Here is a 6,127-nt window from a genome sequence, read left to right on the forward strand (position 1 = left end):
TGTTGGTGTAGCAGGAATCGGAGTAACCGTAACAATAGCTGATCCAGATGCTGGTTGATTACAGTCCGTGGTTGAACCATCTTCAACACTAATCAATTCATACGAAAAATTTCCTGAAGATGCTGTGGATACTGGAATGGTTATGGATGTGTTGGTGCCCTGGGTAGTAATAGTTTGTGGTGTTCCACTTGGGCCTATCCTGTAAGTGAAAGTATAGGGCGTTGTACCACCTGAGCCTGTAAATGTAATTTCAGGATTTGGATCACCTTGGCAAACTGTAGTTGTTCCTGATATAGTTGCCGAAGGGAGTGGATTAACCACTACTAAAACATAAGGTGATGGAGTATATACATCAGTACAAATTTCAGCTTCATCTGCATCCTGAAGATTTGCCGCTCTCCGAAATAGAGTATTTACAGTTAATGCATTCACTGCACCCTCCGGAAGGCTACTCGCACTGGCACTCCAATCGGCACCAATGTTAGTCCAGTTAGCTCCATTATCTAAAGAATATTGCCACCAGTATACAATTGTACCACTCACAGCTCCCGATTCCGTAGCAAGTTCATTATTAGAAATTGCTGGTGATGGTTGCCCAGAACATACTGCAGTACCACCGTTTATGCTTCCCGGATTAACCGGACAAGCCATACTCCCCCAACTCCCCCACTGCCAGACAAAACCCTGGTAACTGAACCAACCTATAGGAAATTTTTCATTATCACCAACATCCCCAAACGCATTTTTTGGCGCTGCCAACAACCCTGTGGAAAACAGTTGAATAAGTAATGCCAGCAGGATGAAAAGTCTTGCTTTTCTTCCGCTAACATTGCATACAGGAAAGGTATTTTCCGGGTTTCGGGACATTCAGCTTTTTTATTCAGCTTAGCAGTCATCACGCTTCTAAGCCAATAGAATTGTTACAATAAGCGATCTTTTGATTATTGAATAATAATCCTGCTATCCATTAATTTCCTCATGGAATTTCAATGGACTATCAGGCCTTTGGTTTTATGTTCTTAGGAATTTCCGTGGATATAAGCAGAGATTGGATTTTCAACAGGGTTCAGGTTTATTAAAATAATCATTAAAAGCCTTATTTTATAATATTCTTAACGGTTTTTTATAAACAAAATCACCCTCGTAATTATTACGAAATGACTCTGCCCATAAGGGTGATAAAATACCGGCCGTAAATGTTGTTGGAATTACCCCAGAATACTGCAAAAGGATCCAAAATGAATTGATCCATCACCAGAACTTCCGCTCCGGTAACTACAAGAAAATAGGGTCAACAGACATAAACACCAGTTCTGGTTTACTGTCTTCGTTAAAGGGGTACAATCAATTAATAAGCAATATATTACGAATCACTCAAATTCAATAATTTTTGATATAAAAGATTTGTGATTTCTTTATAATTTTTTGAATAAACCCGTGGTATTTTTTCCCCATTTTTTTCCAAGCAGCCAGTTTCACACAGGGGGAGTTTTTGCTCTGCACATTATACGGGCTTATGTGCCCAAGATCGTTGTAAGGCCACGGTATTGCCGCCTAAGCGCCGCCTCAACACCGGGATAGTCAGGATGTATCAGGTAAAGTCAGGAAAAGTCAGGATAAATCAGGGTAAGTCAGGAAAACATCAGGTAGAAGTCAGGATATCATCGCACGAAGATCTATTCCTCTTCAGGTAAATTTCCCTAATATATCGGCAAAATGTCCGGTAAAAATTTGACCAAACCAGGGCTTTGTCTTCACCGTATGCCCAATTTTCAGGGTAAATCCGTCGTTGAAAATCAACGAGCTTTTATTTCCACGGCGGACAGTAAATGATCCCGCTGTTCTTCCGCTTCACATCCCGGAATATGATCGAAACCTCCCAGGTGCTCCTCTTTCCAGGAGAATCCCGCAGCTTCGAGATCAGTACATCGGAGCTGAATCCGAATTGCATCTTCCCCTTGCTGAAACCCAGGTAAGGTACAATAGCATTCTTCGACCAGTACCATACCCCCGCACTTACACTGGTGCTGGTCAACTCATCAACCACATACCCCAATCCCGCTCCTACCGAAAAATAGCTTGCAGTAGTCTGTCGCTGGTAAATTCCATTGGTGGTCAGCACCAGCCCGTTATTCAGGTTGCGCTCGTAATTGGCATGCACCGCGTAACGCGTCGCCAGTCGCTGGTTATCATCTTCCAGAAAAGTCTGCCTCGGCTTATTCAGGTGAAAGGCCGATACACCGAAATCAAAATTACTCTTATCGCCACCAATTGAATAGGTCAGTCCCGCACTTGAAGAAAGATATGGCTTCATCGTGGATAAAGCTGATTCCCCTGTGGGGAGATTAACATCAAATCCTCTGCCGGTATACTGCTCGCCAAAAACTACCCTGCTCCAATCCATCCGCTTATGTCCATAGATCAATCCCACACCCGCTCCGAGATAATGATTGTTATTATATCCTTCTGCTATCTGCACATTGTAAGCAACATTCCCCGATCCATATACACTCTGCAAAACACCACCCATCGTTTTATCATACATGAACATCCCACCCACCGCAAATCGTTGACCCTCCGGCAATGTCTCCACAAATAATTTACGGTCATGCGAAATAGTTCCTGTCACATAAGGGGCAGTCGGACCGATCCACTGGCTCCTGAAATTCATGATCACTCTCCAGTCGCCATTGATATTACCCGTTAGTGCCGGATTAATATTCAGCGGCGATGCCCAGAATTGTGAAAAGCTCGGATCCTGCGCCCACAGCGGATTAGCGCCTGCCATAAAGCAGGTGACCAGTAGCACAATCCGAAAATATTTTAAGCACATTTTCATATCAATCGTTTATCTCACCAACGTTACCAATCCTGTTTTGCGAATCACTTCACCATTGATTCCAATAGCTTCCGCAACCCATGTATACGTATCAAGCGGTTGGATCGCACCCTTGTAATAGCCATTCCAACCCGCACCCAGCGCTTTGGTTTCATACACCAATTCACCCCATCTGTTGAAGACCCTGAACCAACGTAGCTCACGTACATTGATCGTGAATGGGAACAACAGATCGTTTCTTCCATCCCCATTCGGGCTCCATACTGTGGGCACCAATACTTCAGGCGTTACACCTGGTATTGTACTATTGATAACATTCACCACCAGCGTATCTATAGTTTCGCATCCTGCCTCCGAACGCATGCTGATCCTGTATTGTACACGCTTATCATAATTGAATACAGGGTCGATGATATTATACCTGTCAAGGCCAACGGTGGGGCTCCAGTTAAACATATTGTAGTGCGGTCCAAGATCCCTTGCATTCAACGGAGTTGGAGTATTTCCATTCGTAAATACCGGTGGCAGCGTTGTACCCGGAATTGGATAAGTTATCCATAGCGTATGCTCAATGCCGTTAGCAGTTATACTACAATTCCTGTCACTAACGCTAAGTATGGTGTATTTCGTTGTAGCATTAGGTTTAACCTTCAGCTTGTATAGGTCAGAACCATGGTTATTGATGGTATATGTTTGCGAACCATCACTATAACTGAAGCTCCATGGTCCTGTTCCTTTCAACCTGATAGTAAGATCAGTAATCAATCCCAGGCAAAGTGAATCCACACCACTGATACTTACTTCCGGAAGCGCATGTACAACAACGTTAACCGGCTTCACTTCAGTACATCCATTGCTGTTCACCGCTCTTATATAATATGTTCCCGATTGTGGTATAGCACCCGGACCAGACAATGCAATTGTTGCTGATTCATCCCTCCAGTAACTCAATCCCAGATCCGCATCACTTCCTGCGGTTATTGCTGCAGTAGTGATATCAACTGTATTCGGGCTGCAGACTGGAGCAGGATCTGTGATCACGAGCTCCGGTGCCTCCAGTGATGTTACCACCACGGGCTTCACCATCACACAGCCTGCCGCATTTACCGCCCTGATATAATATGTTCCTGATTGGATCAGGCTTCCGGGGTTGCCGATCGGCTGACTTGTCTGATCATCTCTCCAATAACTAAGTGTCAATCCCGGCTCACTACCAGCCGTAACCGAAGCTTCAAGAATATTCACGGCAGCGGGCTGACAAACCGCTAATGGATTTGTAACCTGTAATAAAGGCAACGCATTAACTGTAACATTTACAGGTTGGATAATAGCGCAACCATTAGTGGCAGTTCCACGAATATAATACCTGCCCGTAGTTACAGCACCTGGCTGCGCGACCGGTGTTACACCTTCTTCATCCATCCAGTAACTGTAAAACAATCCCGCATCACTTCCTGCTATTATTGCAGCAGCAGTAAGATCAATTGTAGCAGGTGCGCAAACCGCAGCCGGGTCATTTGTTACCACAACAGGATTAGGTATTGCAACAAAGCTTACTGTTGCAGTGGCAAGACATCCCCCTGCATCTAAAACGGTGATGGTATAATCGCCCGGAGCCATATCAGCAAACAGATCACTATCCTGGTATGTTACACCATTATCAATACTGTATTTATAAGGTGCGGTACCATTGCTTGCATTTACCCTGAAACTTCCGGTAGTAGCTCCACAAGGCATATCAGGTGCAGCAACATTTACAACAATCGTCGATACCAGTTGCACCAGTGATCCACTCACGGTGGTGGTACAGTTGTTCGCATCAATTACGAGTATCGTATAGTCACCCGCAGGAAGATCATTGAATACATTGCTGTTCTGGAAACTATTTCCACCATCCAGGCTATACCTGTAAGGAGCAGTTCCATTGGATGCACTAACAGTTATTGTTCCGGTAGAGAATCCACATGGGATATCAGGTGTTGTTAGTGTTGCAGCAACAGTATTCGGGATCTGGTTAATTATAACATCAGTTGTTGCGATACAGTCTTTAGCATCCCGAACGGTTATTGTGTAATTACCGGCCGGCCTGTTTGTAAACAATTTCGATGTTTGATAAGTCGCGCCACCATCAATACTGTATTCATATGGCAGGTAGCCATCTTTTGCTTCCACAATTATATCAACAGCCGTTTGATCACAAAGTATATCCGGTGCCGATGCAGTTGCAGTGATATCACAACAGATGATCTCACCCACGGTCATAGCAAGATTTACAGTACAGCCATTTGCATCTGTAATCACAAGTGTATAATCTCCTGGTGCAAGAGCCGATATTCCTGTTTGTGATGAGGTGAATCCGGCCGGACCATTCCACTCATAAGTATATGGAGCTGTTCCACCATTCACCTGCACTGTAATTGAACCGTCAGTTGTACGACAGTTTGCATCTGCAACAGTTGGAGTAGCAATTAAGGAGACGTCTGTATTGGCAACGGTAATATTTTTGGTTACCGTACAGCCATTGATGTCTGTTATAGTTACTGTGTAATCACCTGCGCTAATCGCATTTATATCTTTTGTATCGGTCATGAATCCATTAGGGCCGGACCATGAAATTGTATATGGCGCTGTACCACCCTGTATCTGCATGCTTACACTTCCGTTATCATTTCCACAGATCGATTGGGTGATAGTTTCAGTAAGTATGATGGCAACATCAACTGAGTTTACGTCCACATCAAGGGTGGTAGTACATCCATTAAGATCAGTTATCACTACTGTGTACATGCCCGCAACCAATCCTGTCAGATCTTTTGTATCGGCTCTGAAGTTTGCAGGACCGTTCCAGCTATAGGTATACGCAGGATTGCCACCCGAAACTACCAGGCTGATGGCCCCTGTTGCTCCCGTACAGGAAGTTGCCGTAACAGTTGGAACAGCAGTGATCACTTGCATATCAATAGTCACTTCTATATTCTTTGTAGCTGAACATCCATTTGCATCGGTGACTGTAATTGAATATGTTCCCGGTGCAAGATTAACCAGGTCCTGGTCTGATGAAGTGAATCCGCCTGGTCCGCTCCAGCTAATGGTATACGGTGCAGTACCACCAGCGATACTGAGGTCGATTGCACCATTATTAGAAGTACAAATCACTTCGGTAGTTACTTCAGTTAGATCAATCGTCACATCCTGCGTACCTACTTCCACATCAAGGTTGGTAGTACATCCATTAAGATCGGTGATCACAACAGTGTACATACCAGTAACAAGGCCATTGATATCTTT

Annotated in this window: 3 protein-coding genes; all 3 read right to left on the bottom strand. The window is 44.2% G+C overall.

What is annotated here, in order from left to right; genetic code table 11:
* Positions 1 to 867: hypothetical protein (locus HY58_RS18255; protein WP_039135564.1), on the bottom strand; the 867-nt coding region annotated here is incomplete at its 3' end.
* A 940-nt stretch (positions 868 to 1,807) separates the two neighbouring features.
* Positions 1,808 to 2,839, bottom strand: a complete 1,032-nt coding sequence (locus tag HY58_RS18260; RefSeq protein WP_072037653.1) for a PorP/SprF family type IX secretion system membrane protein — start codon at positions 2,837 to 2,839, stop codon at positions 1,808 to 1,810.
* A 9-nt stretch (positions 2,840 to 2,848) separates the two neighbouring features.
* Positions 2,849 to 6,127, bottom strand: a 3,279-nt coding sequence (locus tag HY58_RS18265) for a gliding motility-associated C-terminal domain-containing protein (RefSeq protein WP_156123763.1), incomplete at its 5' end; no start/stop codon positions are given.

The sequence above is a fragment of the Flavihumibacter sp. ZG627 genome (assembly GCF_000814325.1).
Lineage (GTDB): Bacteria > Bacteroidota > Bacteroidia > Chitinophagales > Chitinophagaceae > Flavihumibacter.

Excerpts from the sequence above, each read along its gene's own strand:
- HY58_RS18260 (WP_072037653.1), bottom strand. The coding sequence starts at position 2,839 with ATGAAAATGTGCTTAAAATATTTTCGGATTGTGCTACTGGTCACCTGC.